The sequence below is a fragment of the Rhodococcus sp. UFZ-B548 genome, from assembly GCF_903819475.1.
GTDB classification, from domain to species: Bacteria; Actinomycetota; Actinomycetes; order Mycobacteriales; family Mycobacteriaceae; genus Rhodococcus_F; species Rhodococcus_F erythropolis.
This window is the reverse complement of record NZ_CAIJDS010000003.1, coordinates 281,992-307,731: the sequence shown is the minus strand read 5'-3', so window position 1 is coordinate 307,731 and position 25,740 is coordinate 281,992. Positions and strand designations below refer to the sequence as shown.

Genomic DNA, 25,740 nt, shown 5'->3' with positions numbered 1-25,740 from the left:
GCGCCGATGGTACTGCACTCGACAGGGTGTGGGAGAGTAGGACACCGCCGAACACCCGTTAACCGAAAGGGGACCCAACATATTGGGTCCCCTTTCGTGCGTTGTATGAGAGGAATGACTGTGTCGGAGAATGGCGACGAGCGTCGGTCCTTCCGTGGGGGAGGAGCGCCTCGATCAGGTGGCCCCCGTCGTGACAACGACGGGCGTGGATCACGCGGCGCTGCAGGCGGAGACCGCCGCGGTGGTGCCGGAGACAACAACCGTGGCGGTGCTGGAAACAGTAACCGTGGCGGCGGATTCAACGGCGGACAGCGTCGCGGCGGCGAGGGTGGGTTCACCCCTCGTGGACGCGACGGTGACCGCAACCGTCAGCAAGCACGACCTGACGAACCGGATTTGCCCGACAACGTAGAGCCCACCGAGTTGGACCCGGCCGTGCGTCGAGATCTGCTCAGCCTCGACAAGGACAACGCAAACACAGTTGCGCGTCACCTCGTCATGGCAGGCAAGCTTGTCGACGAAGACCCGGAACTTGCACTGCTCCACGCGCGCGCTGCTCGTCAGCGCGCCGGCCGAATTGCGGTCGTTCGTGAAGCTGCTGGAATCACCGCGTACCACGCCGGTGAATGGGCTGAAGCTCTCTCCGAGCTTCGCGCTGCCCGTCGAATGGCTGGTGGACCGGGTCTGATCGCTGTCATGGCCGACTGCGAACGCGGTTTGGGTCGACCCGAACGCGCAATCGAGCTCGGTCGTAGCGACGAGGCTGCCCTGCTTTCCGGCGACGAGGCTTCTGAGTTGAGGATCGTGGTCGCCGGCGCCCGCATGGATCTCGGTCAGTTCGATCAGGCAGTTGTCACACTGCAGACCAAGGATCTTGACGCAGCGCGTACCGGTGAAGCGGCGGCTCGGCTTTTCTATGCTTACGCTGATGCCCTCGTTGCAGCAGGTCGTGTCGAAGACGGATTGAAGTGGTTCCTCAATGCTGCAGCTGCAGACCTCGAGGGTGACACGGATGCTGAAGAACGGGTGGCCGAGTTGACCGGAGAAGATCAGTGACCGTGCTTCGTACTCAGTACGACGTACTTTTGCTCGATCTCGACGGCACGCTGTACGCCGGAGCTCATGCGATTCCCGGCACCCAGGCCGCGTTGGGTCAGGGTACGCAGGCTCTGTACTACGTGACCAACAATGCGAGTCGCTCGCCTTCGGCAGTGTCCGCGCATCTGACCGAACTCGGTTTCGATTCCGAAGACGATCGCGTGGTCACCAGTTCTCAGACGGCGGTGCGCCTGTTGGCTGAGCGTCTCGAACCCGGTGCCGCCGTACTTGTCGTCGGTACCGACGCATTGGCCGACGAGGTGACACGCGTCGGGTTGTTTCCGGTGCGCGAATTCGCGGATTCCCCGGTTGCAGTCGTCCAAGGACATTCGACGGAGACCAACTGGTCGATCCTCGCCGAGGCATGCTTGGCGATCAGGGCCGGGGCGCTGTGGGTGGCTGCGAACCTGGACACCACACTGCCGTCGGAACGGGGTTTGGTGCTCGGCAACGGCTCGATGGTGGCGGCTCTGCGCGCCGCCACGAGGCAGGAACCCTTGGTGGCAGGCAAGCCTGCTGCTCCGCTGATGGAGGATGCGCTTGCACGCAGTGGGTGCTCGCGTCCACTGGTCGTCGGTGATCGCTTGGACACTGATATCGAAGGCGCACATGCTGTTTCGATCGACTCACTGTTGGTACTGACCGGTGTGAGCACGCCGGGCGACGTACTGCGGGCGCCGATTGAGCAGCGCCCCACCTACATTGCAGCAACTCTGGATTCGCTCAATCAGCCGGCCGTCGAATCGCTGGTCGGTGCGGACTCCAAGTGGTCTGTCTCCGTGAACGGGTCGGCGCTGGTTGTCGACGGCCCGGTTGTCGGGGACGAGATGTCGCTTCTACGTGCGGTTGCGCCTGTCGCATGGGCTAATCCGTCGTTCCAGACGCTGGAAGCGTCGGATGCCGGCGTGGCGGATCTGTTTGCTTCCTGGCTGGTCTAATTTCTCGCATATGTGTTCGACTCGCGGGGGTGCGGGTGTATGCGCAACCGAGAGTCATGCACTAACGTTGTGCCCGATGAGCACGCCGACACCGCACCCCGGAAACTCGAGCAACGGATCACCGCTGCCCGGGTCACGCCCTACCGTCGATCCGGAACGAATACGTTCTGACGTCGACGGTTTGCTGGCACGCCTCGGCGGCATCGAACACGATCCGAACGATCATCACGGAGCAGGTGTGATTCCGCAGAAGGCACATATTTTGGAACAGGCACACGAGGTGCTCGTCCAGGCACTCGCCTCTGTGGACAGGGCTTGACGTGGCACGTAGAGCACGGGTGGACGCCGAATTGGTCCGTCGCGGTCTGGCACGATCGAGAGATCATGCGCAAGAACTGATCTCCGCGGGCCGAGTTCTCATTTCCGGAGCCGTTGCGACCAAGCCCGCGACGGCGATCGAAGCCGGAACGCCGCTTCGGATCGTCGAGGTGGAGCAGGAAGTCTCGTGGGCGTCGCGCGGTGCTCACAAACTGATCGGTGCCCTTGACGCCTTCGCTACCGAAGGATTGACGGTCGAAGGTCGCCGTTGCCTCGACGCCGGCGCTTCCACCGGCGGGTTCACGGACGTTCTGCTGACACGCGGTGCGAAGGAAGTTGTCGCCGTCGACGTCGGTTACGGCCAATTGGTGTGGCGCCTGCAGTCCGACGACCGAGTGCATGTCATCGACCGAACCAATGTTCGCGCTATCGATGCCGAGACGATCGGCGGAACTGTCGATCTCGTTGTCGCGGACCTGTCGTTCATCTCTCTGAAACTGGTACTCGGGGCGTTTGTCGCCTGTACCGCTGACGGCGCGGACCTGGTTCCGATGGTCAAGCCTCAGTTCGAGGTGGGCAAGGACCGCGTCGGTGCCGGTGGCGTCGTACGAGATCCGGAATTGCGAATCTCCGCTGTGCTCGACGTGTCGGAGGCTGCTGCAAAGGTAGGTCTGCGGACGTTAGGTGTCGTGGCCAGCCCATTGCCCGGTCCGTCGGGAAATGTCGAGTATTTCCTGTGGCTTCGAAAGACGGGTACATCCGGCGACGAAGAGACGGTTACCGACACCGAGACGAACACCGAGGGAGTTCCCACGGTGGAGGACATGATTCGCAAGGCTGTAGAGGAAGGGCCCCAGTGAACGCGGTCACGAACGGCGAGTCGCGCGAGATCCTTCTTGTCGCACACCCTGGTCGACGTGACATCACGGAAACTGCCAAGCGGGTCGGGAAGATCTTCGAGCGCGCGGGAATCGGACTGCGAGTCCTCGTCGACGAAGCAGACAGCTCGCGCATCGAAGCAATGACGGAACCCGAGGGTTTCTCTGCGCCGGGTCTCGACGTCACGGTTGTTCATCCCGGCCCTGATGCTGCCGTTGGATGCGAGTTGGTACTTGTCCTCGGTGGCGACGGCACGTTTCTGCGCGCCGCCGAACTTGCTCAAGAAGCGTCCATTCCGGTACTGGGCATCAACCTCGGACGGATCGGATTTCTGGCAGAGACCGAGGCCGAGCATCTCGACGAGGCTCTCGCACAAGTAGTTCGCAAGGAATATCGCGTTGAGTCTCGCATGACACTCGACGTCGTGATTCGGGTGGACGACGAGATCATCGACCGCGGGTGGGCGCTCAACGAGGCCAGTATCGAGAACCGTTCGCGTCTGGGAGTTCTCGAAGTTGTCCTCGAAGTCGACGGCAGACCGGTGTCTGCGTTCGGTTGCGACGGTGTTCTCGTGTCCACTCCCACAGGCTCGACCGCTTATGCATTTTCCGCAGGCGGCCCCGTCGTGTGGCCCGAACTCGAAGCATTGCTCGTCGTACCCAGCAACGCGCATGCGCTGTTCGCGCGGCCGCTGGTTACCAGCCCGAATTCGATCATCGCGGTGGAGACCGTCGCAGGCAGCCACGACGGCCTGGTCTTCTGCGACGGCCGTCGTACCTTGGAACTGCCTGCCGGCGCTCGCGTCGAGATCGTTCGCGGCGCCACTCCCGTCAAGTGGGTCCGGTTGGACTCTGCGCCTTTCGCTGATCGGATGGTTCGCAAGTTCGAGCTTCCGGTTACCGGATGGCGAGGAAGGAAGCCTTAATCGTGCTCGCAGAGATCCGTATCGACAGTCTTGGTGTGATCTCCGAGGCCAGCGCCCAGTTTCACGAGGGCCTGACCGTCCTGACCGGTGAAACCGGCGCAGGTAAAACGATGGTCGTCACCAGCTTGCACCTCCTCAGCGGAGCGCGAGCGGATGCCGGTCGAGTGCGGTTGGGCGCGTCGCGAGCCGTTGTCGAAGGACGATTCATCGCCGACGACGTCTCACCGGCCACCGAGCGTGAGATCGTCCGAATCCTGGAATCGTCCGGCGCCGAGCGCGACGAAGACGGGACCATCATCGCCGTGCGGACAGTCGGCAGCGATGGGCGGTCTCGGGCTCATCTCGGCGGACGAAGCGTGCCGGCGGGAGTTCTCTCCGAATTCACGGACCCACTTCTGACTGTCCACGGACAGAACGATCAGCTGCGATTGCTTCGTCCCGACCAGCAACGCAACGCGCTGGACCGCTTCGGGGACAAGGCAATCGGAACGCTGCTGACGAGGTACCGCAAACACCGTCGTGAATGGCTCGATGCTCGTTCGGAGTTGATCGAGCGCACGTCGAAGGCTCGTGAACTGGCACAAGAAGCAGATCAGTTGACCTTCGCGCTCAACGAAATCGACGGCGTGGCACCCGAGCCCGGCGAGGACACGGCGATCGTTGCCGAAGTTCGTCGACTCAGTGAACTCGATTCGCTCCGCTCGGCTGCGGAAGAGGCGCACGCTGCGCTCGCCGGTAGTGACGACATGGCAAGCGGCGACGTCGGTGTCATGCCGGCGCTAGACCTGATGTCCGAAGCGAGGGCGCGCATCGAGTCGGTCACCGACGCCGATCTGGACGGCCTCGGTTCCCGGTTGGCCGACGCTATTGCTGTCGTCACCGACGTTGCCGGTGACCTGAACACCTACTTGTCCGGGCTGCCCGCAGACCCGGGTGCTCTGGACTCTTTGTTGTCGCGGCAATCGGAACTGAAGACTCTGACTCGCAAGTACGCCGCCGATGTCGACGGTGTTCTCGAATGGGCAGATACTGCTCGCGCTCGTCTATCCAAACTCGACGTGTCCTCGGATGCGTTGTCACTGTTGGCCAAGCAGGTCGAGGAGACGGCTGGCCTTACCGCGGAAGCCGCTACCAAGCTGAGCGCCGCGCGAGTCAAGGCGGCGGCAAAGCTCGCCAAAGCCGTCAGCGCGGAACTCGCCGGTCTGGCGATGGGACGTGCGGGCCTCGAAGTGACTGTGCGTTCGCAGCCTGCCGGCCCGCAGGACTCGGCGCCGCTCAGTGTCGGGGGAGTAGACCTGCATGCCGGGTCTGCCGGCGTCGACGAGGTGGAATTCCGTCTGTCTGCGCACAGCGGGGCACCGTCACTTCCGATCAGCAAGAGCGCTTCCGGTGGCGAGCTGTCACGCGTCATGCTGGCGCTCGAGGTTGTTCTCGCTGGTAGCGACACCGGCGCGACGATGGTTTTCGACGAAGTGGACGCGGGGGTCGGTGGTCGCGCTGCTGTCGAGATCGGCCGCCGATTGGCGAAACTTGCTCGTACGCATCAGGTTATCGTCGTCACCCACCTTCCGCAGGTTGCTGCGTTTGCCGACACCCACCTCGTGGTGGACAAGGTCGACGACAAAGGCGGAGTGGTGAGCAGTGGCGTGCGGACCTTGTCGGATTCGGATCGGGTGGTCGAATTGGCCCGTATGTTGGCAGGGCTGGACGACACCGAGACCGGTCGTGCGCACGCCGAAGAACTGCTCGAGATCGCGAATGCGGCCCGCGTCACAGATTGAAGGTTCTGTGGTGTTGGTGTGACTGATGTGGTAGTTGTCGGCGCGCCTCCACCGGTCAACGCGGTTTCAGGTTCATCATCGAAGCCATGAAGATGCCCGGATTGCTCTCACGTAACACCGAATCCTTGCCTGGGATCAGTGGCATCGCCAGGGCCGATCGGAACACGGCGAAGCTTCTACGCCGCGTCGGTCCTGGAGACATCGTGATCCTCGACGAAGTCGACATCGATCGCCGGACCGCCGATGCTCTGGTGAAAGCCGGAGTCATGGCCGTGGTCAACGCGTCGCCGTCGATTTCGGGGCGGTACCCCAACCTCGGACCGGAAGTGATCGTCGCCAACGACATCGTTCTGATCGATGCCGTAGACGGTGACGTCTTCAAGAACGTCAAGGACGGCAGCAAGATCCGCCTGCACGAGGGCGAGATCTTCAACGGCGAGAAGAGCCTCGTCAAGGGCGAAGAGCAGACCGAGGCCGAGATCTCCGATCGGATGATCGAGGCCAAGACCGGCCTGGTCGATCACCTGGAAGCGTTCTCGGGTAACACCATCGAGTTCATCCGCACCGAAAGTCCTTTGCTGATCGACGGAATCGGTGTTCCGGACATCGACATCGACTTGAAGGATCGCCACGTCGTGGTCGTCTCCGACGGACCCGAACACGAGGCCGATCTGAAGAACCTCAAGCCCTTCATCAAGGAGTATTCGCCGATCCTGATCGGTGTCGGCGCAGGTGCGGACGTGTTGAGCAAGGCCGGATACCGCCCCGATCTGATCGTGGGCGACCCGGAAGAGATCACCAGTTCCACCCTCAAGTCCGGCGCGGAAGTTGTTCTGCCCGCAGACCAGGACGGTCATGCGGCGGGGCTTTCCCGAATCCAGGATCTCGGCATCGGGGCGATGACGTTCCCGGCGACCTGCTCACCGACCGACCTTGCGTTGCTGCTCGCCGATCACCACGGCGCTTCACTGATCGTGACGGTCGGCAACGTGGTGTCCTTGGACGAGTTCTTCGACCGTGGGCGTCGTGAAAGCAATCCGTCGGCGTTCATGACACGGCTCAAGGTTGGGCCGAAACTGGTCGACGCCAAGGCTGTGGCAACGCTGTATCGAAGTCGAGTGTCCGGCGGCGCGATCGCGCTCCTGGTGCTCGCCGCCCTGGTGGCAGTGATCGTCGCCCTGGTCGTGTCCAATGCCGGTAGTGAAGTTCTCGACTGGGCAATCGCAACGTGGAACAGCTTCGCGCTGTGGGTTCAGGGGCTCTTCAAGTGATTTCGATGCGTCAACATGCAATTTCCATAGCGGCAATCTTCCTGGCACTCGCGATCGGCGTGGTGCTCGGTTCCGGAATGCTGTCCAGTGGATTGCTTTCGGGTCTGCGCGACGACAAGGCGGACCTGCAGAACGAGATCGAAGACCTCAATCAACAGTCCAATCAGCTTCAGCAGCAACTCAATTCCGCGGACGGCTTCGATGCCGCTGTCGGCGGTCGCGTCGTGCGTGACAGTCTCGCTGGTCGCACCGTCGTCGTCATCACGGCACCGGACGCCGATCCCGGTGATCTCGACGGTGTCAACCGACTCGTCACTGCCGCCGGCGGTGCCGTGACCGGACGCGTCTCGCTCACCGATTCGTTTGTCGACGCCACCGGTGGTGACCGCTTGCGGACCGTCGTCACCAATGTCATCCCTGCGGGGATCACCCTAAAGACCGGTGCGGTCGATCAGGGCAGTCTCGCGGGTGATCTGCTCGGTTCGGTTCTGCTTCTCAACGGGCAGAACAGCGAACCGCAGAGCACTCCGGACGAGATGAATCTCGCGCTCGACTCGCTGCGTAGCGCCGGTTTCATCAGCTACGACGACGGAGCGGTCAAGCCGGCTCAACTCGCCGTGGTTCTCACCGGCGACAACAAGAGTGAATCCGACGCAGCCACGGGTAACCGCGGCGCCGTCATCGCCCGGTTCGCCGGTGCTCTCGACGGACGCGGCGCAGGAACGATTCTCGCGGGCCGGCCTGGCTCGGCCGAGGGCAGTGGTCCGGTTGCCGTCGCTCGTGCGGACGCGGCGCTCTCAGCGGGCTTGACGACCATCGACAACATCGATCGGGAGTCGGGCAAGATCACCACGCCGTTGGCGCTGCAGGAACAGTTGAACGGCGGCGCCGGCCGCTACGGCACGGGACCGGGAGCGGCGGCGGTCACCGTCGGCGCACCCACCAACTGAACATCCCGGTATTGATACGCCGGTCACATCGGGGGCGGAAAGTCGGCGCGTTGTAGGCACCGACCCCCGATAGGTGTTACCGTGAAATCCCGTGGGTCGGCAGGCCCCAGCATGCTTCATCAGACCAAGCCCTGCACAGTCGTCACGGGAGCCCCTTTGCCACAGTCACGCACTAACACGCGTACCGCCACCAAGCACATCTTCGTCAGCGGAGGTGTAGCTTCCTCGCTCGGCAAAGGTTTGACCGCCTCGAGCCTGGGACAGTTGTTGACCGCGCGGGGAATGCGCGTGACCATGCAGAAGCTCGATCCCTATCTCAATGTGGATCCGGGCACCATGAACCCCTTCCAGCACGGCGAGGTCTTCGTCACCGAAGACGGTGCCGAGACCGACCTCGACGTCGGACACTACGAGCGGTTCCTCGACCGTGACCTCTCCGGCCAGGCGAACGTCACCACCGGCCAGGTTTACTCGACGGTCATCGCCAAGGAACGCCGCGGCGAGTACCTCGGCGACACCGTTCAGGTCATCCCGCACATCACCGACGAGATCAAGCGTCGCATCCTCGAGATGAGCGGTCCGGATCTGCAGGGACACCGCCCGGACGTCGTGATCACCGAAATCGGTGGAACAGTCGGCGACATCGAATCGCAGCCCTTTCTCGAAGCCGCTCGCCAGGTCCGCCACGACGTCGGCCGCGACAACGTCTTCTTCCTGCACGTCTCCCTCGTGCCGTACCTCGGCCCCTCCGGAGAACTCAAGACCAAGCCCACGCAGCACTCGGTTGCGTCGTTGCGCAGCATCGGCATTCAGCCCGACGCGCTGATCCTTCGTTGCGATCGTGACGTTCCGCAGGGCCTCAAGAACAAGATCGCGCTCATGTGCGACGTGGACGTCGACGCCTGCATCTCGACGCCCGACGCTCCCTCGATCTACGACATCCCGAAGGTTCTGCACCGTGAGGGCCTCGACGCTTACGTCGTTCGCCAGCTCGGTCTCCCGTTCCGCGACGTCGACTGGACCGTGTGGGGCAACCTCCTCGATCGTGTTCACCAGCCGCGTGAGACCGTGCGGGTCGCGTTGGTCGGCAAGTACGTCGACCTGCCCGACGCATACCTCTCCGTCACCGAGGCACTGCGCGCCGGTGGATTCGCGAACCGGTCCAAGGTCGAGATCTCCTGGGTCCCGTCGGACGCCTGTGAGACCGAAGCCGGAGCGCAGGCCGCTCTCGGTGACGTCGACGGTGTTCTGATCCCCGGTGGCTTCGGCATCCGCGGCATCGAAGGCAAGCTCGGCGCGATCCGTTTCGCACGTTCGCGCAAGCTGCCGCTGCTGGGTCTGTGCCTGGGTCTGCAGTGCGTCGTCATCGAAGCTGCTCGTAGCGTCGGCCTCGACGATGCCAACTCGGCCGAGTTCGAGCCGGACACCAAGCACCCGGTCATCTCCACGATGGCTGATCAGGAAGACGTCATTGCCGGTGACGCCGACCTCGGTGGCACCATGCGTCTGGGTGCTTACCCGGCCGTGCTGACCAAGGGTTCCGTCGTCGCTCAGGCCTACGGAACCGAGGACGTCTCCGAGCGTCACCGTCACCGTTACGAGGTCAACAACACCTACCGCGACCGGATTGCCAAGTCCGGCTTGCAGTTCAGCGGAACTTCACCGGACGGCCACCTGGTCGAGTTCGTCGAGTACCCGCGTGAGCAGCATCCGTTCTTCGTTGCCACCCAGGCACACCCGGAGCTCAAGAGTCGCCCGACACGCCCGCACCCGCTGTTCGCCGCCTTCGTCGAAGCAGCGTTGACATACAAGCTCGAAGAGCGCCTGCCCGTCGACGTCCACGGTGACGAGAAGATCGACACCGCTGCCACCGAGACGGCGCTCGACGCTGCAGTCGAGAACGTGGAAAAGGTCTAGCCACAGATGAGCGATCCCGGTCGGCACGAATTCGACACCCTCGGCTCCAAGACGGTCTACACCGGCGCGATCATCGCGTTGCGCGTCGACACCGTTGCGATGCCTGGTGGTCAGCGTGCCGATCGGGAAGTCGTCGAGCATCACGGCGCCGTTGCCGTCGTGGCACTGGACGAGCACGACAACCTGGTGCTGATTCACCAGTACCGTCACCCGCTCGGGCACCGGTTGTGGGAAATTCCTGCCGGTCTGCTCGACGCTCCGGGGGAGAGCCCGGTCGAGGCTGCAGCGCGCGAGCTGGGCGAAGAAACCGGACTCGGCGCCGATCGATGGTCGGTGCTGGTCGATGTCGCTCTCTCACCCGGGTTCACGGACGAGGCGGTTCGCGTCTTCCTCGCCGAGGGGCTGCACGAGGTGGAGCGCGACGATCCCGAACACGAAGAAGCCGATCTCGAGATTTCGCGGGTTCCGCTCGCCGACGCCGTCGACATGGCGCTACGCGGCGACATCGTCAATGCCACAGCGGTATCGGGCATTCTCGCGATCGCCACCGCACGCGCGACGGGAAAGCCGCTGCGCCCCGCCGACGCACCGTGGCCCGATCGTCCTCGCGCATTCGGAGAACGCAAGTCGCGAGCCTGAAGTGCTTGCCCGACAGGTGGACTCGTATCTCGACCATCTAGCGGTCGAGCGAGGATCTGCGCGCAATACGCTACTTTCCTATCGCCGCGACCTGAATCGGTACGCGGAGTACCTGCACGGACGCGGCATCGACGACGTCGCGGGCGTGACGGAGAACGACGTCACCGAATTCGTGACACATCTGCGCCTGGGTGACAAAGATGCCGGCGTCGTACCATTGGCGGCCAGTTCGGCAGCACGCACCCTGATCGCGGTCCGCGGATTCCACAAGTTCTCCGCCGCCGAGGGCCTGGTCGGTGTCGACGTGGCCCGAACGGTCAAGCCGCCGACGCCTGGACGCAAGCTGCCCAAGGCCCTGCCTCTCGACGACGTGATCGCCCTGCTCGACGCTTCGGGTGGCGGTGCTGCCGGTGACGGGCCCCGCGACCTGCGGGATCGCGCTCTGCTCGAGCTCCTGTACTCGACCGGAGCGCGAATCACCGAGGCGATCGATCTGGACGTCGACGACATCGACACCGAAACCCGTTCCGTGCTGCTCAAGGGCAAGGGCGGCAAGCAGCGGATCGTCCCCGTCGGCAGGCCGGCGATCGCCGCCGTCGACGCGTATCTCGTCCGCGGGCGCCCCAGCCTGGCGACGCGCGGTGTTCCTGCCCTCTTTCTCAACGCGCGCGGTGGACGCCTCTCGCGTCAAAGCGCGTGGCAGATACTTCAGGATGCGGCGGCGTCCGCCGGGATCAAGGCGGACGTCTCACCCCACACGCTCAGGCACTCGTTTGCCACACACCTGCTCGACGGCGGCGCGGACGTACGCGTCGTGCAGGAACTTCTCGGTCACGCTTCGGTAACCACGACGCAGATCTACACGCTGGTCACCGTCACCGCGTTGCGCGAAGTGTGGGCTCAGGCACACCCGCGTGCCCGTTAGGGGTTGGTTGGCTCATGCGTGTCTGCGAGACCATTCGGTGATGTAAGCGGTAGCGTTCAAGGAGCGCGAGCGGCCTCCACCGCAGTTTCGGGGGTTTGCCGGCGCCGAGAGCAACCGCCGAAAGAGTAGGGGAGCATCGGACCGTGTCGACATCGCAGCCACCAGCGGCGGAGTCCGCGCCGCCGCATGTCAATGCCCAACTCTTCGAGCGCGTGAACGAATCAGCACCAGCTGTACCCTCCGAACCAGAGGCGATGTTCGAAATAGATACGACGCCAGTAGCCTCTCCACCTGCGGAAACCCTCACCGTTTCCGCGGAAGAACTCGGTCCGACGGGCCGGCCGGTCCGCGAGGTACCCCAACCGACACCGTTGGCGCACCACGGACCCGCGATGATCATCGCGATGTGCAACCAGAAGGGCGGCGTCGGCAAGACGACGTCGACCATCAACCTGGGTGCGTCGTTGGCCGAATACGGTCGCCGAGTGCTCCTAGTGGATCTCGATCCCCAAGGCGCGTTGTCTGCTGGACTGGGCGTCCAGCATCACGACCTGGAACTGACCGTCCATAACCTTCTGGTCGAACCGCGTGTGTCCATCGACGATGTGTTGATGCGAACTCGGGTCGACGGCCTCGACCTGCTGCCCAGCAACATCGACCTTTCGGCCGCCGAGATCCAATTGGTCACCGAGGTCGGACGTGAGCAGACCTTGGGACGCGTGTTGCACCCTGTTCTCGATCGGTACGACTACGTGCTCATCGACTGCCAGCCGTCGCTTGGCCTGCTCACGGTGAATGCACTGGCCTGCGCCGATTCGGTCATCATTCCGATGGAATGCGAGTACTTCAGCCTGCGCGGCCTGGCACTCCTCAACGACACCGTCGAAAAGGTGCACGATCGTCTCAATCCCAAGCTCGAGTTGGCCGGTATCGTCGTCACGATGTTCGACGCCCGGACTCTGCACGCTCGTGAGGTGATGGCGCGAGTCGTCGAGGTGTTCGGCGACGTCGTCTACGACACGGTGATCAACCGCACCGTCCGATTCCCCGAAACCAGCGTCGCCGGTGAGCCGATCACGACGTGGGCGCCGAAATCGGCTGGGGCCGAGGCATATCGAGCCTTGGCCCGCGAGGTCATTCACCGGTCTGGTCGTTAGTGGAACTGATTGCATCGCAAGAAGATTCGGTCGAAGTCGAGCCGGATTCGATCGACCCGAACGTGCCGACCGACGCTCAGACCGCAGCCAAGGCTGCCGGTTTCCGAGTCACTCTCCGGAACTTCGAAGGCCCGTTCGATCTGCTGTTGAACCTGATCAATCAACGACAGCTCGATGTCACCGAAGTCGCCCTGCACACCGTCACTGACGATTTCATCGCATACACCAAGGAACTCGGCAGTGCGATGGGCCTCGATCAGACAACAGAGTTTCTGGTCGTCGCAGCTACGCTTCTGGACCTGAAAGCGGCCAGGCTGTTGCCCGCCGGGCAGGTCGAGGACGCGGAGGATCTGGCGCTTCTCGAAGCCCGCGACCTTCTCTTCGCGCGACTGCTGCAGTACCGGGCGTACAAACAAGTTGCGGCGCTGTTCGGTGAGTTGGAGGAAGCAGCGCTGCGGCGCTATCCGCGCTCGGTTGCCGTCGAGGATCAGTTCACCGAACTCCTGCCCGAGGTGTTGTTGGGCGTCGACCCTCAGCGTTTTGCGGAGATCGCGGCGACTGTGTTCACACCACGTCCGGTGCCGACGGTGGGCCTCGATCACCTCCATGTGTCCAATATCTCGATACCCGAGCAGGCCGAGCGAATTCTCGAGTTGCTGCGCGAGCGAGGCATAGGGGAGTGGACACCCTTCGGGGACCTCGTTGCCGAGTGTGAGATCACCGTCGAGATAGTCGCAAGATTTCTCGCGTTGCTCGAGTTGTATCGCCGGCAGGTCATTGTGTTCGAGCAACCCGAAGCACTCGGACCGCTGATGGTGAGTTGGACCGGAGACGACCCGGCCGCGCCGGTCACAGAGGAGGACTACGGATGAACGCCGAGCCGACGGAATCAGAGTCTTCGCAGCTAGACGAGATGATCGAGCCTACCGAACACGCCTCGGAGTCCGAAGATTCCGCCCCCGATTTCGAACTCGACGACGATCAACTCGACGCAGTGCTGGAGTCGCTTCTGCTTGTCGTGGATTCGCCGGCCGAAGTGAACCAACTCGCATCTGTCACCGGAACCGCGCCGGAACGAGTCGAAGAACGCCTGACGTCGATGTCAGCCGCATTGACCGCTCGCGGCAGCGGAATGGACCTTCGCTACGCGGGCGACGGATGGCGTCTGTACACGCGACAAGAGTTTGCCCCGTACGTGGAAAAGCTGCTATTGGACGGCGCACGCACCAAATTGACCAGGGCGGCATTGGAAACTTTGGCCGTAGTCGCATACCGTCAACCGTTGACTCGTGCGCGGATCAGTGCGGTACGAGGCGTCAACGTGGACGGGGTGGTACGCACCCTCCTTGCCCGCGGACTGATCGCGGAAGCCGGGCCTGACCCGGACACCAACGCGACACGGTACTCCACGACCGAACTGTTCCTCGAACGGCTCGGCCTGGCCTCGCTCAGCGAGCTCCCGGAGTTGGCCCCGCTCTTGCCTGATGTCGATCTCATCGACGACATCAGCGAAAGCCTGGAATCCGATCCGCGATTTGCGAGAATGAACAAGGCAGACGTGCCCGCTGACGTAGTGGACGCCGAAGTCGACGACTGACCGGAATTCCGGCGCTCGTCAGCACCGAGAAAGACCCGACAACGCTCGGGAAACAGTAGAAAACTGACAGGAAAAAAGTGAACAATCCCGCTCGCCGAGATGGCACACCGGACCGTAACAACTCCCGCGACAGCCGCGGCGCACGCAGCGATGCCCCCCGTGGTGGTCGCAGCGACGCCCCCCGCGGCGCACGTAGCGAAGCGCCCCGTGGTGGACGCAGCAACACTTCCCGCAGTACCTCTGGATACGACCGCAACGCCGGATCCGACCGTCCCCGCACGGACGACCGTCGCGGTGGATTCAATGATGACCGTCGCCCGCCGCGCAGCGATGACCGTCGCCCGCCGCGCAGTGATGACCGTCGCCCGCCGCGCAGCGACGACCGTCGCCCCGCACGTACGGACGACCGTCGTAGTGGCTACAACGACGATCGGCGCGGCCCGCGCACGGACGATCGCCGCGGACCCCGCAGCGATGACCGCCGTACCCCCCACGTCGACGCCCGTCGCGCACCGCGTGGCGGCGCTGACCGTCGTAGTGACGATCAGCGCGGCGCACGCCCCGACGCTCCTCGTGGCGGCGCATGGTCGAACGCACCTCGTGGATCCAAGTTCGACGGACCTCCGCGCAAGCGCCCGGCAGCTCCCACACCGCCGGCGACCAACAAGCGTGGCAAGCCGAAGACCGAGAAGCCGCAGCGTGTCGTCTCTCAGAACCCGTTGGTCTCCAACGCCAAGCCGGCGCGTCACCAGCATGCCGAGATCACCAAGCACGACGGCCCGCCGAAGGGCGACGGCGTCCGCTTGCAGAAGGTGCTGGCTCAGGCCGGCGTCGCATCACGCCGTGCAGCTGAAGAGCTGATCGACCAGGGTCGCGTCGAGGTCGACGGCCGCATCGTGGTCGAACAGGGTCTGCGTGTCGACCCCGAGAACGCAGTGGTTCGTGTCGACGGCGTCCGCGTCGTCGTGCAGAAGGACCTCGTCTACCTCGCGATGAACAAGCCGCGTGGCTGGCAGTGCACCATGTCCGACGATCTCGGTCGTCCGTGCGTCGGCGACATCGTCTCCGAGCGCGTTCAGTCGGGTCAGCGACTCTTCCACGTCGGCCGCCTCGACGCCGACACCGAAGGCTTGCTCCTCTTCACCAACGACGGCGATCTGGCTCACCGCCTGATGCACCCGTCGTTCGAGGTTCCGAAGACGTACCTCGCCACGGTTCACGGCGTTGTCGAGCGCAGCACCGGCAAGCAGTTGCGCGACGGTGTCACCCTCGACGACGGTCCGGCCAAGGTGGACGCGTTCACCGTGCTCGAGATCAACGAGGGCAAGACGCTCGTCAAGCTGGTTCTGCACGAGGGTCGTAAGCACATCGTGCGTCGCCTCCTCGATGCCGTCGGTCACCCCGTTGTCCGTCTGGTTCGCACCAACGTCGGAGTTGTCGCCCTCGGCGATCAGCGTCCGGGAACGCAGCGCGTCCTCGGACGTAGCGAGGTCGGTGGACTGTACGAGGCGGTCGGCCTGTGACCGATTCGTCCATGCCGCTGGTAGTCGCTATGGACGGACCGTCCGGAACCGGCAAGTCCAGCGTCTCTCGCGCGTTGGCGCAGCGTTTGGGTGCTCGCTACCTCGACACCGGAGCCATCTACCGGATCGCGACCCTGCACGTGCTGCGTCAGGGAATCGATCTGGCGGATTCCGCCGCGATCACGGCCGCCGTTGCGGCGTTGCCGTGGTCCATCGGTACCGATCCGAGCAGCGAGCAGGTGCATCTTGACGGCGCGGACGTCAGCGAGGAGATCCGCGGCGACGCGGTCACCAAGGCTGTCTCCGCCGTGTCGGCCGTACCCGAGGTTCGCGACCTGCTGGTCGCCACTCAGCGTGAGTTGGCGGCAAGCGCAGACCGGATCGTCGTGGAAGGTCGCGACATCGGAACCGTCGTACTCCCCGATGCAGACGTCAAGATCTTCTTGACCGCATCGGCGGAAACCCGTGCGGCACGGCGCAATACGCAGAACATCGGCCAAGGCCGTGAAGACAATTACGAAGCGGTGCTGGCTGATGTGCAGCGCCGTGACCATCTCGATTCGACTCGGGCAGTGTCGCCGTTGCGCCCTGCCGACGACTCCATTCTGGTGGATACGAGCGAATTGGGAATTGAAGATGTGATCGCCAAGTTGCTGTTGGTGGTCAGCGACAGAACTGGAGCAGTGCAGTGAGCGACGATCTGGCAACCGAATATGCCGGTGACGGAACTTGGTCCGAGGAATCGGAGTGGGATTACGCCGATCTCGAAGCGGACGGCGAAGGCGAAGCGCACATTGCCGTCCCGACCTTGGCTGTTGTCGGTCGACCGAACGTCGGCAAGTCGACGCTCGTCAACCGCATCATCGGCCGTCGTGAAGCGGTAGTCGAAGACATCCCCGGCGTTACCCGTGACCGCGTCTCGTACGAGGCGAACTGGGCCGGACGACGCTTCCTAGTCCAGGACACCGGCGGATGGGAGCCCGACGCAAAGGGTCTTCAGCAGGCGGTCGCACGTCAGGCGGAGTTGGCCATGGGAACGGCTGACGCCATTCTCCTGGTCGTCGACGCTGTTGTCGGCGCTACCGCGACGGACGAAGCTGTTGCTCGCGTGCTTCGCCGCTCGAAGACTCCGGTCATCCTCGTTGCCAACAAGGTGGACGACGGACGCACCGAGTCCGAGGTTGCAGCGCTGTGGTCCTTGGGCCTCGGTCAGCCGTACTCCGTGAGTGCGACGCACGGCCGCGGTACCGGAGACCTGCTCGACGAGGTTCTCGAGAAGCTGCCGGAAACCCCGCGTGAAGGTATCCCCGGCGGCGGTCCGCGTCGTGTTGCTCTCGTCGGAAAGCCGAATGTCGGAAAGTCCAGCTTGCTCAACAAGCTGTCCGGTGACGAGCGGTCCGTCGTGCACAATGTTGCCGGCACCACCGTCGACCCCGTCGACTCCATTGTCGAACTCGGCGGGCGCCCTTGGCGTTTCGTCGACACGGCTGGTCTGCGCAAGCGCGTCAGCCATGCCAGCGGGGCGGAGTTCTATGCGTCGCTGCGTACGAAGAGCGCGATCGAGGCCGCTGAGGTTGCGATCCTGCTGATCGACGCGCACGAGCCGATCACCGAGCAGGACTTGCGTGTTCTGAGCATGGTGGCCGACACGGGTCGTGCATTGGTGATCGCATTCAACAAGTGGGACCTCGTGGACGAGGACCGTCGACTCATGCTGGACAAGGAAGTGGACCGCGATCTGGTCCGCGTTCCGTGGGCTCAGCGAGTCAACATCTCCGCCCACACCGGTCGCGCCGTGGCGAAGCTCGTGCCGGCTCTCGACACGGCTCTGGAGTCCTGGGACAAGCGCATCCCCACGGGTCGCCTGAACACCTGGCTCAAGGAAGTTGTGGCAGCAACGCCGCCTCCGATGCGTGGTGGTCGCCTTCCGCGCATCATGTTCGCGACGCAGGCAAGCACGCGCCCGCCGACATTCGTTCTCTTCACCACGGGCTTCCTTGAGGCCGGCTACCGCCGCTTCATCGAGCGGCGTCTGCGTGAAGAGTTCAACTTCGACGGCAGCCCGATCCGCGTATCCGTCCGAGTGCGCGAGAAGCGTGACCGTAAGGGCCGCTGATTCTGCGTCCAATTCGGTACTGAAACGGCTCTGACCAGCCGATTGGTACTTCGGCCCGTCCCTGATGTAATCTTTCCAAGCGCCCGAAACAAGGGCGTGGGACGGGCTGTGGCGCAGCTTGGTAGCGCACTTGACTGGGGGTCAAGTGGTCGCAGGTTCAAATCCTGTCAGCCCGACCGAGGTTAGATCAAAAAGGCAGTTTCTCAGAAATGAGAAACTGCCTTTTTGTTTGTGCCTTCAAAGGTTCGGCAACGGATCATGCGGGAAGTCCTGCGGTGACGTGATCTCCGCGTCGGCAGCGTTCACGACTGCAACATATTCTTCGTCGATCTCGTACGTTATGCCCGCCGCAGTGAAGTGCGGCGTGGACGCAGTATCGACCGGGCCGAGGACGGTCATTCTCGGAAACTGGGTGAGGATCGACCTCGGTACTTTTCTGGACCGAAAGCTCGTCGAGAAGACGGTGATCGCCTTTCGGCTCACCACGACAAACACACTCGGTTTCGCGCTCATCAGAACTTCTGCTGGAAACGCGTAGTGGATCTCGTCGTCTGGATGCAAGTGGGAGCGAAGGCGCGCACGGACACTCGCGGAAACCGGCATGCGCGGAAGGCTAGCTCAGGTTCGCTGACTGAGGCGAATATTGTGAACGGCAACGGTTACTCCGAAGAGCGCGATCAGAATGGCGGTAAAGATTGCTGCCAACCACCACGGCGCCGAACCTGCTGTATTCAGCCAGATGGTCAGTGCACCGAAAATTGTAGTCGGAATGCCGACAGCACGAGACAGGTCGACGTTCCTCGGATTGACCGGCGGTGTTCTCCACCAATGAAGGCGATGTCCTCGATTCTCACGCAGCATTCGCAGGATGGACCAGACAGTAAGCGGCAGACCAATCGCGAGGATGACCATCCCGCCAATGATCGCCAAAGTGCACCCGTCTCGGAAGTACGTCACGGCAGCGCCCACAACACCTGCAAAACCGATGGCCGTGAATACTTTCCACGCCGGGGTTATGGACTGGCCATGCGGTTGTGTTGCCATGCAAGCACCCTTCCACAAAACATAATCGAAAACTTCAACCCTGTTGCGGCCGTCGATTGTGCATCAGGGTGACAATCAAACTCGGTAGGCCGTTAACTACTCCGAGTACAGCGACTGCGATACCCGCACTCAAGAGAGGTGCTGTCTCCCAATAGTTGTCGACGATGGCAGATGCTCCGATCAAGCTCGATACCCAGCCCGTGAGTTGAGCACGTCGGACATGTTGTGCCGCTCGCGAGGAGGTCGGTCCTACCGAGAGAGGTAATCTCCGCCCGTAGTCGCCGTGAGTTGCGAGGCGAGCGCCATAGATATGGGCACCAGTGGCAAGCGCCAGTGCTCCCCATGCGATCAACATAGTTTGATCCATTCTTTGATTAGCGTTGACGGTATCGACCTTCCACGCAGTTCGAGTCGTAATTGCTTTCTTTTCCGGAGCGCAATTTCGCCTACTGGCATGATCTCTTCGTATGATTGGGATTCGGATCGCGTGGGTTGTATTGGCGGTCGCCACCGGGATTCTGGGATCCGCGACGGCACAGTGGCCGCTGTACGAGATCACCGATTGCGAAATAGGCCTCGGCCCGCTCAGTTCTGCCGATTGTTACCGCTCGATTCACGACTACTTCGGGCGGGAGCTCTTCTTGGTGCTGGCGTTGCCGGTGGCTCTGTGCGTTATTCCAGCCGTGATCCCACGACCATTAGTTTCCTGGATCGTCTCGGCGACAATGCTTTGCGCTGCAGTATTGGGTTTCTTTGCAGCTTTCAGCTCTGATATGCCTTCTCTGCTGTCGATGGTGGGGAGCCTCCCTGCTGCAGTGCTGGCATTGGTACTTGCTGCGGTGCATCAGGGGATCGCATTGCGCAACAAGGGCGCCATTGCGCGTGCGCGCAGTGGGGTTCGCGATACGCAGCCGAGTGAGTGATCAGTCGGGGCTGAAGAACAGTTCCATCGAGATCCAGAACCACGCCACCATTGCCGCGACCGGCAGGAACGCGAGCACCAATGGCAATGTAAATTGCCGGCCGGTACGACTGGGAATAGTCATAAGTCCGAGCAAGACGAACACGGCGGCAGGCGCCGCCCAACTTATCCAGTAGGTGAGTGGTGGTGGGTTGGGCCCGAACGACGTGAACGAACGGTTCGGATACAGCTGCGGCTGCGGGACATCGGCGAAGTGTTGCCACAGGAGTACCAATGGCAGGTAGCCGAACAGTCCCAGTAGGAGGCCGACGACGAGTCCCGCGAAGATTCGTTCGCCCCTCATCTCAACGCACCCGTCCGAATCAATCGTCCCACTGCCTATGCGACTTCTGGTAAGTCACGAGGCTGAATCCGTAGAGCCCACGCCCGGGCCGCAACGAACGTCATGGCCAATACGAGAACGACCAGCAGTACGACCGCGATCCAGGTGGGAGTGGTGGTGGAAAAGCCCAGCCTCCACGCAGTACCGACACCTACAGTCGTCGCCGCCAACGCCCCGACCGGAAGCATCGCCGCCACCGCTCGCGTCGTGCGAACAGTAAGTCGATCCCCGGCAGCGCGAAGGACTCCGAACACGGCGGCGACCGAAATGCCATACGCCAGGAGACCGCTGACGGCATAGACCAGGAGCGGGGACCATCCGATATCAACCGACCCGGTGAATGCCATGCCGATCAAGACCAACAGGGGCGTCAACCCAAGCGTGACGCCTGCGAGGCCTGCCACCACAGTTGGAACCATTCGATTGTCCTGGCCTCCGGAGATTCGCACGCCCGCGAGGCGGAGCACGAACCCGGTCAGCGCGCCCAGAAGGGCGCCGATCACCGCAGCCTCGATGGGCCAGGTCCATTGCGATTCACCCGCGAAGCCCGAGATTGTGGTGCCACCCGAAAAGAGGGTGATCGTGGCGGACGCCTGTGCCGATCCCTGTGTCAGCGCCGCCGTGACGATGGCAACGGTCGCACCGAACAAAGCAAACCCGAGTGCCTGTTTCCACATCTAGCCATCTTGACCCATCCCGCGGGAGAATTCGGCACAACGGCAGTCTCATCCGGATGCCTTCTCACTGTGCAGATTGGGGGCGCAGCCGACTTCGGCGATAATTGTGTGAAGGGGCTGGTGGTGACACCCTCGTCGTATCACCACCAGCCACGTTCGACACTCACGACCTGCTGTCACGCACGCAATCGGCGACGTGCTGCCAGTGCTGCCGGAAATCCGAGATCTGCATCGATCACTTCACCGGAGAGACGTTCCGAGATTTCGATCAGTCGACTGCATCCGGTCTCTCCGATCGCTTCGTACGGGTACGACCCCAGCACATCGGTCTGATGCTCAACCCGCTTCCGGCGATCACGACCCACCTCGTTCAGGTGAAGCTCGGGGCCGTCTTCGAGCCATCCACGCGCCCGCACACTTTCGACGCCTTCCGCCCACTGATCGTTGTCCCATGCCCGGCTCATTTGCAGAGCAGCAGCAGGAACATCACCGGTTGCGGCGTGGACTACCAACGCTTCGACACCGTTGAGTCCCTCGGCGTGAAGAAGTGCGACATGAGAATCTCCGCGAAACTCCCGGAGCAAGGATTGGGCATGCCACAACACGAGATGAGGCTCCTCAGGCCACGGCAATGATGCGTGCCCACCGAACAGGGGTCGCCCTTGTGGTCTGTTGCAGGCGCGTTCCGCGGCTCGACGTGCGAGTTCGGCAGCTTCGCGAACTTCGGTGCCGTCGACATGTTCTCCCCAGGCCTTGCGCAGCGAACGGTCGACAGCGTCGAGTCGAGCGGTGAGGATCTGTTCGGGGGTGGCGATTGTCCAGGCTTCCGGCAGCACCGCGTGTACCAGTTCGGGGTTGAAGTTGAAGAACGTAGCGATGGTGACTTCAGCCGCTACTGCGCCCATGGGCGCAGACCGCGAAGCGAAGTAGCCCATTCGAGGGTGTGTAAAGCCCAGTGCGGCATATGCTTCCGCGCCGAAAGGGGTGAAGTAGATCATGCCGTGTATTGGTTCGGCTCCACGGAAGACGCGGCGCGCGGTTTCTGGTGCGATCGAGGTCATCGATAGTCCTTCATGCTGGTGGTGTGGTCTTCGAACAGTCGAGTCGGATGGTTGTTCTACGCCGGCTATCTCCCTCTGACATACATGCGGTCCCGGACGGCATCACCCACTCGGTAGACGGCCAGGACGACCAATGAAATCAGAATGCCGGAGGGGAGAATCTGTTGTGGTGCACTCAAGATGTGCAGGTACGCATCGGATAAGTCACCGCCCCAACTCGGAGTGGGGGGCTGTATTCCCAACCCCAGGAATGAGAGTGCCGCCTGCGCGAGAAAAGTCAGGCCGGTGAGCACGGTCACCTGAACGACAACCGGCCCGATTGCGTGCGGAAGAAGATGACGCAGGAGCACTACGTGCGGCGGGCATCCTGAGAGTCGCGCGCTCAGAACGAAGTCTCGGTTCCTCGTTTCGCTGACCCCGGCAGCCAGAATTCTTGCAATTGTGGGTGCATAGACGACTCCGAGCGCTGACATCGACGTGATCAGACTCGGCCCCAGAACACCGGTAATAGCCACTGCGAGAACCAAACCTGGGAATGCCAGCAATGCGTCCGCCACCCGGAGGAGTGACGCGCCGATCCAGCGTGGCCAATATCCGGCGATCAACCCCCACGGAATTCCCAACAGCAGACTGACAGCGACAGCGATCGCGACGCCGAAGAAGGCGGAGCGTCCTCCCCAGATCAATCGACTGAGCACGTCACGACCGAAGCCGTCAGTGCCAAGCAGGTGCTGTGCACTCGGACCGGCGAACGTGTTGGTCAGGTTCTGATCGGTCGGACTGTGCGGAGCCACGAACGAGGCCAAGACGGACGCCGCTATCAGCGTTCCGAGAAAGCAGTAGCTGAGCCATAATCCGGGGTGCAGTCGAGGGAGAGCCCACTTGGAGCGGGTCTCGCCTGCGCTGGTCAGCGCGAGTTGGCTCACGAGATCGTTCCCTTCCTCAATTGTGGGCTGATCATGTTGTTGACGACGTCGACCAGGATGTTCACGAGAAGCACGATCACGACGAACAGCAACACAATGCCTTGAAGCATCGGATAATCTCGCGTGTCGATCGCAATGACGAGAGCGCTCCCGAGGCCCGGCAGCACGAAGATCTGCTCGAGAATGACCGTCGCACCCAGCATCGCCACGGCGAGCAATCCATAGACAGTGACAATCGTGGGAACGATGTTTCGTAGCGCGTAGCGCCACACGATCTTCCGCTCGTCGATACCCATCGCACGCGCAGTTCGTACGTAGTCACTTGACAGTGTCTCGATCATCGCAGCCCTGGTCTGCCGAACCGCAATCGATGCTGCGCCGGCAGCGAGCGCCGTTGCTGGTAGGACCAAATGGCTCAGGTTGTCGATCACACTGTTCTCGAGAGGAACCCAGCCGAGCACCGGTAGAACTCCCAAACCGAGGGCGAAGACATCGACCAGCACGATAGCGAGGAAGAAGTCCGGTACCGCGAGTCCGATCCCCGAAACCGTGCGGGTCAGACCATCGCTGCGTCGTCCCTGCCGCGTCGCGGTCCACACACCGAGCGGTATGGCGACGACGGCGGACAGTAACAGTGCGAGTACAACGAGCTCGGCGCTCGCCGGCAGGCGCGCAAGGATCTGTGGGCCGACGGGGGCGCTGTTCTGTAGCGACGTTCCCAGATCTCCGTGCAGAGCCGACACCACCCAGTTCCAGTACTGGACCAGCAGAGGTTGATTCAATCCGAGGCGCTCGTTGAGTGCCGCGATGGCTTCATCGCTGCCGTTCGGACCGAGAAGTGCCTCGGCTGGTCCACCGGGGATTATCCGGATAAGGGCAAAGGTTATGAAACTAGCGATGATCGCGGTAGGAATTATCTGTGCGAACCGGACGCCGATCATCCGTATGTAAGGATTCACCGGCGATCGGTGAGGGTTTCGGGTCGGAACGCTCTCAGGCTCGGGGGCCAACGAATTCTCTTGCGATACAACGGTCGTCGTCATGACTTCGAGAGGTACGTCAGATTGGGGGAGCCGTTCAGTGCGGGAACGGCCCCGTGGACGTTCTTGGTGTAGGCGACCACGTCGGGAGTGAAGTACAACGGTACGTACTCAGCGGACTTGATCACGACTTGATTGATCTGTTTGACGATGTCGAGCTGAGCGGTTTCGTCATACGTGTTGTTCAGCAGTGCGATCAGCTTCTCCAACTCCTCGTTGGGGACGGAATTCTGCCGGAAGTACGATCGCGAACCCAGAGAGGCTTCGAAATTGAGCGGTGCGGATGCTCGCGTGGGCCATCCCACGCTGAAGACGTCCGCGCTGTTGTGTGCGACGAACTCCGTAATCGCCTGAGGTCCACTCATTTCGACGAAGTCGACCTTGATGCCGACTTTCTCCCATTGTTCTCCGACAAGGACCGCGTTGGTCGAGTGCGGCGGTAGGTTGCCTGCTAGTCCGCGCACGGTGACCCCATTCGGATACCCCGCCTCCGCTAGCAGCGATTTGGCCTTCTCCGGGTCGTACGGCCATGCATCTTCGGTTTCCTCGTCGTAGAACTGCGAACCGGGAGGATATTGACCGAACGCCGCAGTTCCTTCCGAGCTGTCCAGCGCGGCTCGCGCAATTGCCTTGCGGTCGAGCGCATACTGCATCGCCAGACGAACCCGGACGTCGTTAACCACAGGGTTCTTGTTGTTGATCACGACGAGCGCAACTCCGAGTCTCGGGTCGTGACTGACGTTCAGGTTGGGATTCCGTTCGAGGATCGGAGCACTCGACGGTGTGAGCCCGTATGCAAAATCCGCAGCGTTCGATGTCAGGGCATTTGTCAGCGCTGTGGGATTGGAGATCACCTGGATCTGGATCTTGGCGAGCTGGGGGCTGGGTGGACCTGCCGGTTTGTAATCGTCGAATCGACTGAATGTGTATGAACTGTTCGGGACTGCGCTGGTGAATGTGTACGGCCCTGCGCCTACAGGCTTGTTGGCGAAGTCTGCCCCTGCTGCTGCCAGCGCAGTGGGGGAGACCACCATTCCCAATCTGCCGTTGAGCCAGCCTGGTAAACCGGAGGTAGGTGAACTCAACGAGATCGTGACGTGATCTGGGGACGTTGCTTCGATGCTCTTGATCGTCGGGACGGAAACGATTCCGAGACTCATGCAGTGTTCCATGCTTGCCTTGACGGCTGCTGCATCGACAGCTGTACCGTCGTGGAAGGTCAAGCCGTTCTGCAACGTCATCTCGAACGTCAGGTTGTCCGGTCCGGAGAAGCCCCACTCGCTGGCGATTCCGGGCCGCAACTTCTGGGTGGCAGGTTCCGCATCGATCAGTGGTGCATACATCAACTGTAAGTAGTCGATGTCGTATCCGATGTTTCCCGCACACGGGTCGAGCGAGGCGGGCACGTGCGATGTCGCGACCTTGAGTTCGGCGTTCGGATCGGCAGGTCCGGTATCGCCGGCGGTACCGATGGCGCTGCTCGAACAGCCGCTGAGCACAAGAGCAGAAAGTGCAAACGCAGCTACCAGCACACGTGGGCCACTTTTCCCATGATTCTGGAAGCGTGTGATCGGATATCGGGATCGCAAAGACAGACGCGGATTCATATGGTGGACTTTCGCTTTGGTCTTCTCGGAAGGGGGGAGACTGACGC

The 25,740-nt window shown here is 62.5% G+C and carries 26 protein-coding genes and 1 tRNA gene; 19 read left to right on the top strand and 8 right to left on the bottom strand.

The features are described from left to right. The first annotated feature begins 114 nt into the window (after positions 1-114). The 18 genes from H7C86_RS05950 to H7C86_RS05865 all read left to right on the top strand — a co-directional run bounded on the left by H7C86_RS05950 (position 115) and on the right by H7C86_RS05865 (position 18,210). Complete coding sequence (locus H7C86_RS05950) at positions 115-1,056, top strand: hypothetical protein (RefSeq protein ID WP_073513327.1); 942 nt, start codon at positions 115-117, stop codon at positions 1,054-1,056. Then, positions 1,053-2,036: an HAD-IIA family hydrolase gene (locus H7C86_RS05945; protein WP_080910929.1), complete on the top strand. Its 984-nt coding sequence runs from the start codon at positions 1,053-1,055 to the stop codon at positions 2,034-2,036. Before H7C86_RS05950 ends, H7C86_RS05945 begins: the two co-directional genes overlap by 4 nt. A gap of 76 nt (positions 2,037-2,112) precedes the next feature. Beyond that, on the top strand, positions 2,113-2,355 hold the full coding sequence (locus tag H7C86_RS05940; protein WP_019748595.1) for a hypothetical protein: 243 nt from the start codon (positions 2,113-2,115) through the stop codon (positions 2,353-2,355). 1 nt (position 2,356) lies between these two features. Then, positions 2,357-3,214, top strand: coding sequence for a TlyA family RNA methyltransferase (locus H7C86_RS05935; RefSeq protein ID WP_182261231.1), 858 nt, complete (start codon positions 2,357-2,359; stop codon positions 3,212-3,214). Next, complete coding sequence (locus H7C86_RS05930) at positions 3,211-4,158, top strand: NAD kinase (RefSeq protein WP_019748593.1); 948 nt, start codon at positions 3,211-3,213, stop codon at positions 4,156-4,158. The genes H7C86_RS05935 and H7C86_RS05930 overlap by 4 nt, the downstream gene beginning before the upstream one ends. 2 nt (positions 4,159-4,160) lie before the next feature. Next, positions 4,161-5,939: a DNA repair protein RecN gene (gene recN / locus H7C86_RS05925; RefSeq protein WP_003946143.1), complete on the top strand. Its 1,779-nt coding sequence runs from the start codon at positions 4,161-4,163 to the stop codon at positions 5,937-5,939. Between the two features lie 86 nt (positions 5,940-6,025). Then, positions 6,026-7,210 carry a putative cytokinetic ring protein SteA gene (gene steA, locus H7C86_RS05920; RefSeq protein ID WP_007731902.1) on the top strand — a complete coding sequence of 395 codons (1,185 nt, stop codon included), beginning with the start codon at positions 6,026-6,028 and terminating at the stop codon, positions 7,208-7,210. Then, positions 7,207-8,160 carry a copper transporter gene (locus H7C86_RS05915; RefSeq protein WP_007731900.1) on the top strand — a complete coding sequence of 318 codons (954 nt, stop codon included), beginning with the start codon at positions 7,207-7,209 and terminating at the stop codon, positions 8,158-8,160. Before steA ends, H7C86_RS05915 begins: the two co-directional genes overlap by 4 nt. 156 nt (positions 8,161-8,316) lie before the next feature. Further along, complete coding sequence (locus tag H7C86_RS05910) at positions 8,317-10,077, top strand: CTP synthase (RefSeq protein WP_003946139.1); 1,761 nt, start codon at positions 8,317-8,319, stop codon at positions 10,075-10,077. Between the two features lie 6 nt (positions 10,078-10,083). Beyond that, entirely contained in the window at positions 10,084-10,716 is a 633-nt protein-coding gene (locus tag H7C86_RS05905) for an NUDIX hydrolase (protein ID WP_047270484.1), read from the top strand. A gap of 1 nt (position 10,717) precedes the next feature. Beyond that, positions 10,718-11,641: a site-specific tyrosine recombinase XerD gene (xerD, locus tag H7C86_RS05900; protein WP_050656157.1), complete on the top strand. Its 924-nt coding sequence runs from the start codon at positions 10,718-10,720 to the stop codon at positions 11,639-11,641. 143 nt (positions 11,642-11,784) lie between these two features. Beyond that, positions 11,785-12,798, top strand: a complete 1,014-nt coding sequence (locus H7C86_RS05895; protein ID WP_003946138.1) for a ParA family protein — start codon at positions 11,785-11,787, stop codon at positions 12,796-12,798. Between the two features lie 50 nt (positions 12,799-12,848). Next, positions 12,849-13,670, top strand: a complete 822-nt coding sequence (locus tag H7C86_RS05890) for a ScpA family protein (RefSeq protein WP_046379919.1) — start codon at positions 12,849-12,851, stop codon at positions 13,668-13,670. A 41-nt stretch (positions 13,671-13,711) separates the two neighbouring features. Further along, complete coding sequence (scpB, locus tag H7C86_RS05885; RefSeq protein ID WP_162114862.1) at positions 13,712-14,395, top strand: SMC-Scp complex subunit ScpB; 684 nt, start codon at positions 13,712-13,714, stop codon at positions 14,393-14,395. Positions 14,396-14,472: 77 nt separating this feature from the next. Continuing rightward, positions 14,473-15,918 (top strand): pseudouridine synthase, encoded by a 1,446-nt coding sequence (locus H7C86_RS05880; protein WP_182261230.1) that lies wholly within the window; start codon positions 14,473-14,475, stop codon positions 15,916-15,918. A gap of 11 nt (positions 15,919-15,929) precedes the next feature. After that, entirely contained in the window at positions 15,930-16,610 is a 681-nt protein-coding gene (gene cmk, locus H7C86_RS05875) for a (d)CMP kinase (RefSeq protein WP_182261235.1), read from the top strand. Next, the gene (gene der / locus H7C86_RS05870) at positions 16,607-18,034 is read left to right on the top strand and encodes a ribosome biogenesis GTPase Der (RefSeq protein ID WP_182261229.1); all 1,428 of its coding nucleotides are present in this window, start codon (positions 16,607-16,609) and stop codon (positions 18,032-18,034) included. Before cmk ends, der begins: the two co-directional genes overlap by 4 nt. A 102-nt stretch (positions 18,035-18,136) precedes the next feature. Next, positions 18,137-18,210: transfer RNA gene (locus tag H7C86_RS05865), tRNA-Pro, on the top strand. A gap of 61 nt (positions 18,211-18,271) precedes the next feature. On the opposite strand, the gene H7C86_RS05860 is transcribed toward H7C86_RS05865, so the two are convergent. Together H7C86_RS05860 and H7C86_RS05855 are read right to left on the bottom strand one after the other, a co-directional pair. Beyond that, on the bottom strand, positions 18,272-18,637 hold the full coding sequence (locus H7C86_RS05860; protein WP_021333522.1) for a hypothetical protein: 366 nt from the start codon (positions 18,635-18,637) through the stop codon (positions 18,272-18,274). Positions 18,638-18,652: 15 nt separating this feature from the next. Beyond that, entirely contained in the window at positions 18,653-19,078 is a 426-nt protein-coding gene (locus tag H7C86_RS05855; protein WP_054828053.1) for a hypothetical protein, read from the bottom strand. A 467-nt stretch (positions 19,079-19,545) separates the two neighbouring features. Between H7C86_RS05855 and H7C86_RS05845 the strand changes: the two genes are divergently transcribed. Then, a complete protein-coding gene (locus tag H7C86_RS05845; protein WP_063316363.1) occupies positions 19,546-20,001 on the top strand; it encodes a hypothetical protein in 456 nt (151 codons plus the stop codon). On the opposite strand, the gene H7C86_RS05840 is transcribed toward H7C86_RS05845, so the two are convergent. The 6 genes from H7C86_RS05840 to H7C86_RS05815 all read right to left on the bottom strand — a co-directional run bounded on the left by H7C86_RS05840 (position 20,002) and on the right by H7C86_RS05815 (position 25,618). After that, the gene (locus tag H7C86_RS05840) at positions 20,002-20,343 is read right to left on the bottom strand and encodes a hypothetical protein (RefSeq protein ID WP_162114856.1); all 342 of its coding nucleotides are present in this window, start codon (positions 20,341-20,343) and stop codon (positions 20,002-20,004) included. It abuts the gene before it with no gap. A 35-nt stretch (positions 20,344-20,378) separates the two neighbouring features. Further along, positions 20,379-21,059, bottom strand: a complete 681-nt coding sequence (locus H7C86_RS05835) for a hypothetical protein (protein ID WP_063316364.1) — start codon at positions 21,057-21,059, stop codon at positions 20,379-20,381. A gap of 176 nt (positions 21,060-21,235) precedes the next feature. After that, positions 21,236-22,120, bottom strand: a complete 885-nt coding sequence (locus H7C86_RS05830) for an SCO6745 family protein (RefSeq protein WP_030537506.1) — start codon at positions 22,118-22,120, stop codon at positions 21,236-21,238. 65 nt (positions 22,121-22,185) lie between these two features. After that, a complete protein-coding gene (locus H7C86_RS05825) occupies positions 22,186-23,046 on the bottom strand; it encodes an ABC transporter permease (RefSeq protein ID WP_064688165.1) in 861 nt (286 codons plus the stop codon). Then, positions 23,043-24,005 carry an ABC transporter permease gene (locus H7C86_RS05820; protein ID WP_158510646.1) on the bottom strand — a complete coding sequence of 321 codons (963 nt, stop codon included), beginning with the start codon at positions 24,003-24,005 and terminating at the stop codon, positions 23,043-23,045. Before H7C86_RS05820 ends, H7C86_RS05825 begins: the two co-directional genes overlap by 4 nt. A gap of 80 nt (positions 24,006-24,085) precedes the next feature. Continuing rightward, on the bottom strand, positions 24,086-25,618 hold the full coding sequence (locus tag H7C86_RS05815) for an ABC transporter substrate-binding protein (protein WP_182261228.1): 1,533 nt from the start codon (positions 25,616-25,618) through the stop codon (positions 24,086-24,088). Positions 25,619-25,740 lie beyond the last annotated feature (122 nt).

Bases quoted from the DNA above. Each gene is read 5' to 3' on its own strand.
- H7C86_RS05950 (WP_073513327.1), top strand. From the start codon at position 115: ATGACTGTGTCGGAGAATGGCGACGAGCGTCGGTCCTTCCGTGGGGGA.
- H7C86_RS05940 (WP_019748595.1), top strand. From the start codon at position 2,113: ATGAGCACGCCGACACCGCACCCCGGAAACTCGAGCAACGGATCACCG.
- steA (WP_007731902.1), top strand. From the start codon at position 6,026: ATGAAGATGCCCGGATTGCTCTCACGTAACACCGAATCCTTGCCTGGG.
- H7C86_RS05905 (WP_047270484.1), top strand. From the start codon at position 10,084: ATGAGCGATCCCGGTCGGCACGAATTCGACACCCTCGGCTCCAAGACG.
- scpB (WP_162114862.1), top strand. From the start codon at position 13,712: ATGATCGAGCCTACCGAACACGCCTCGGAGTCCGAAGATTCCGCCCCC.
- cmk (WP_182261235.1), top strand. From the start codon at position 15,930: ATGCCGCTGGTAGTCGCTATGGACGGACCGTCCGGAACCGGCAAGTCC.
- H7C86_RS05860 (WP_021333522.1), bottom strand. From the start codon at position 18,637: ATGCCGGTTTCCGCGAGTGTCCGTGCGCGCCTTCGCTCCCACTTGCAT.
- H7C86_RS05855 (WP_054828053.1), bottom strand. From the start codon at position 19,078: ATGGCAACACAACCGCATGGCCAGTCCATAACCCCGGCGTGGAAAGTA.
- H7C86_RS05845 (WP_063316363.1), top strand. From the start codon at position 19,546: ATGATTGGGATTCGGATCGCGTGGGTTGTATTGGCGGTCGCCACCGGG.
- H7C86_RS05840 (WP_162114856.1), bottom strand. From the start codon at position 20,343: ATGAGGGGCGAACGAATCTTCGCGGGACTCGTCGTCGGCCTCCTACTG.
- H7C86_RS05835 (WP_063316364.1), bottom strand. From the start codon at position 21,059: ATGTGGAAACAGGCACTCGGGTTTGCTTTGTTCGGTGCGACCGTTGCC.
- H7C86_RS05830 (WP_030537506.1), bottom strand. From the start codon at position 22,120: ATGACCTCGATCGCACCAGAAACCGCGCGCCGCGTCTTCCGTGGAGCC.